This window comes from Candidatus Sarmatiella mevalonica, from assembly GCF_016751895.1.
GTDB lineage: Bacteria > Pseudomonadota > Alphaproteobacteria > Rickettsiales > Rickettsiaceae > Sarmatiella > Sarmatiella mevalonica.
Genome location: NZ_JACVVM010000095.1, coordinates 1 through 3280, shown reverse-complemented (window position 1 = coordinate 3280; position 3280 = coordinate 1). Strand labels below are relative to the sequence as shown.

At 37.5% G+C, this 3280-nt stretch carries 4 protein-coding genes and 1 pseudogene; 4 read left to right on the top strand and 1 reads right to left on the bottom strand.

Annotation, left to right across the window (positions count from 1 at the left end; genetic code table 11):
- The 4 genes and pseudogenes from Sarmat_RS06300 to Sarmat_RS06290 all read left to right on the top strand — a co-directional run.
- The coding region (locus Sarmat_RS06300; RefSeq protein ID WP_207187047.1) for a transposase family protein at positions 1-566 on the top strand (566 nt) is incomplete at its 5' end.
- A gap of 89 nt (positions 567-655) precedes the next feature.
- Positions 656-748 (top strand): annotated as a pseudogene (locus tag Sarmat_RS06985) (IS630 transposase-related protein); the annotation flags it as partial.
- 104 nt (positions 749-852) lie between these two features.
- Positions 853-996, top strand: coding sequence for a hypothetical protein (locus Sarmat_RS06980; protein WP_202149350.1), 144 nt, complete (start codon positions 853-855; stop codon positions 994-996).
- A gap of 2 nt (positions 997-998) precedes the next feature.
- On the top strand, positions 999-1136 hold the full coding sequence (locus Sarmat_RS06290; protein ID WP_202149915.1) for a transposase: 138 nt from the start codon (positions 999-1001) through the stop codon (positions 1134-1136).
- A 309-nt stretch (positions 1137-1445) separates the two neighbouring features.
- Here the strand turns inward: Sarmat_RS06290 and Sarmat_RS06285 are convergent, their stop codons facing one another.
- On the bottom strand, positions 1446-2858 hold the full coding sequence (locus Sarmat_RS06285; protein ID WP_202149914.1) for a hypothetical protein: 1413 nt from the start codon (positions 2856-2858) through the stop codon (positions 1446-1448).
- Positions 2859-3280 lie beyond the last annotated feature (422 nt).

Sequence of the window (3280 nt, the reverse complement as noted above, 5' to 3'; positions counted from 1 at the left end):
TAGAGCCGCTTATGGCTGGTCTAGTTGCAATTGAGAAGAATCGAGAATTAAGTTACGAAGAGGCGGCCCAGCTAATTGATGTTACTGAGCAAATAATAGAAAAGCCTATCAAAAAACAGAGAGAATATTTTTCAGGCAAGAAAAGGAAGTATACGTTTAAAACAGAAATAAGGGTAAATTCATTTGGACAAATTCGCAATGTTTCGAAATCGTATAAAGGCAGGGATCATGATTTTAAAATTCATAAAGCTGATGATTCTTTACCTATTGGAACAAGGGTTTATGCTGATTCTGGCTATCAGGGCTTAAAGAAAAAACATAATAATGCTAAAACTCCTATTAAGAAAACAAAGAAAAAGCCTTTAACTTACTGGCAAAAGAAATACAACCATATTGTCTCTAAGAGGCGGATCAAGGTTGAGAATATTATTGCAGAGCTAAAGAATTTTCGTATTTTATCTCATAGATATCGCAATAAGCGTAGGGGTTATAATCTAAAGTTTAATATTGTTGCTGGAACTGTTAATTTCAAAAATGATTTCGTTAATAAATTACTTGCTGCTTGATGCTAAAATAATCACGAACAACCTTCTTCACCCCTCGCATTGGCTAATTGTTAATTAAATACTTACGCAAGAGGTCTATTAAAGATGACATGACATATTCAATAGATTTTCGTAAGAAGGTATTAGAAGTAAAGGAAAAGGAGGGGCTTTCATTTAGCGAAGTAGCATTAAGATTTGGGATATCAAGAGCAGCAGTATTTAGATGGAGCAACAAAAGAGATAGGCCATGGAAGAAGCTAGATAAAGAGGCATTAGACCTCTTTCGAAACTCACTCATGATGAGCAAATGCGAGGAGTATACGAAGCACAGAGCCGCAGCGTACATGAAGTACGTGAGGACTTGCGCATCGACAGCGTCGCCACAGTTGCCATCAGGAGTAGAGTTAGGAAAGAGGTCTACTGCCTAAGTTACCGCAAAATAGTGTCATAGTTATGGATAATGCTACCTTTCATAAAGGAGTAGAAATGCATAAATCTATTACTGATTCCGGACATACCTTGCTTTATTTGCCACCTTATTCCCCAGATCTAAATCCCATTGAAAAAAATGGGCTCAGTCTAAACAAATAAGAAAAACTCTCGCTTGCTCAATTGATCAGCTTTTTCAACTCTATATCTTGCCAAGAGTTCTGTTTTAAATGAGAGAATGAGGATTTTTGATGCTAGAGATTCCGCCATGTCATTTGATATCCCTAGCACCTTACTCCCTCAGAGAGGTAATTTTACAGTTATGCGCATCGTAAAGGCTTAGATAAAGCACCCCCAGCGTCACTTTGTGCGCGCTTGGGATTACGCCATTCATATGCGCGTGCTTAAATGGCCATCATGTCCTTTTGTTTGCGTGAGTTATGCAAAGGACTCAGGTTTCAAGAAGCACATTTACTTTTTGGGCGGAAACTGAAGCGATCGCTGGTTCATCTGAAACCGAAGTGAACTCTGCGGAATCACATTCCCATCCTGCTGCTGGAACTGCTGGTTTTTGTACTGTTGGCTTGGGGCCTGGAACTGCTTGAACGGCTGCTGTGGAATCACATTCGAAGGTTGCTGGTTCATGTGCAAAAATTGCCCTTGATTCTGCGGAATCACATTCCCATCCTGAGTGTTACTGCATTTGGGAAACACTGGTGCTCCGTTTTTGTAAACTGCTTGGGGTCCCCAGCCGGTTATTGACAAATCTTCTGCGTGTTGCTCAACCCATGCTTGTACATACCGTATTTCCTCTTTGTAACGCTGAGATAGAGTATTATCTATCGCAGCATTATATTCAGAGTAACCCGCCAATACGTGCGCTAGTTCAGGGCATACTTCCGGCGGAATAGAGCCATAAATCTTTTGGTTGCATAGCACTCGGATAACTTGCTCTGGTGATAAATTTTTTACATTAGATATTCCAAGATTTGCAAGAGTTTCTAAAATTTCATTCTTCACATCATATTTCAAACCATGCGTAGTGCCATACGGCTGTGGGTTTATCTGTTTATTGATCTGTCTTGCTACCCAATCTAAGAATCTTTCAGTATTTCTTTTAGTATACTCAAGCATCTCTAGATTATGAGATATTCTTGTTCGCCCCTCGTCACTGTAAGCTTTTGATCTTGCAAGATTCAATCCTAATCTTGCAGCGTCATAGAAATGATTTTTTGCCAGTACATTAGCTATGCTAGTAAGTACATCTGCATCATCGGCATGATCTTGTGATGCTAGCATTGCTTGATCAAGCAATCTTAACGTTCCTATCAAATCATTGTTCTCTTCCGCCAGGCGCGCTTCTATCTGCAAGTTTATTACGGAGAGTGCATTCTGCGTATTTTGACTTCTTGAGGAGATGCTGTCTAGCATATTGCGTGCATTTATTTTATTGTCATTCAAGATGTTGAATACTTCGTGGATGCTATACAGCATTCGTGTAACTGGATATTCCATCTGGCGCATCTCTATGTTTTGTAATATTTGCCTGAAGAGTTTTTCCATTTCTTTTACGTGTTTTATATACTGATCCTGATCTCCCTTCTTTACATAAGTATCAGCGATAGTTGCATGTATCGCAATCAAATGGGTATTATCGTATGGATCTTGTGGATCTTTGCTATTGTTTATATGTAGTATTTCTTCTTGAGATTGACTTATTCTCTGATCAAGGTTTTGTATGTTCCTAATTTTTTCCATGATTCGTGAGAGTTGTGGGTCTAACGGAGTATGAGTAACTTCCGTTTTAGGTATAGAGCCACTGTTCATTAGGGGCTGATTACTGTTAACTTGCATATTATTAATCTTTGTTGCATGATCCATCATTGGAGCCTACATCGTTGCATAATTATTATATAAAAGTCAATACGCAAATTCTATTTTAATGTTATTATATCACTAAAATATTTACTTTTTTGATAGTAATATATAAATTATTCATAAAATATATAACAATTATCTTAGTACCGGACACATATAGCTAAGATAGTATAAAAAGAGCATGACATTAAATATAAGAGTGAGTAAAGTGAAAGCAATAACCCTTATAGGGACTGTTGCGAGATGAGGTAATTTTTGTTATAATAAATCTCAAAAGAACGAGGTTTTCAAATGTCTTCAGCGCATAAAATTACAATGGTAAGTTTAAATCAATTAGTTAGTCCAAAGCATCAATATCGCAAGTTTAAAGACTTATTTGATTTTGAGGTGGTAGCGAAAGAATTAAAAAGCGTTGAATCTCCTGCAAA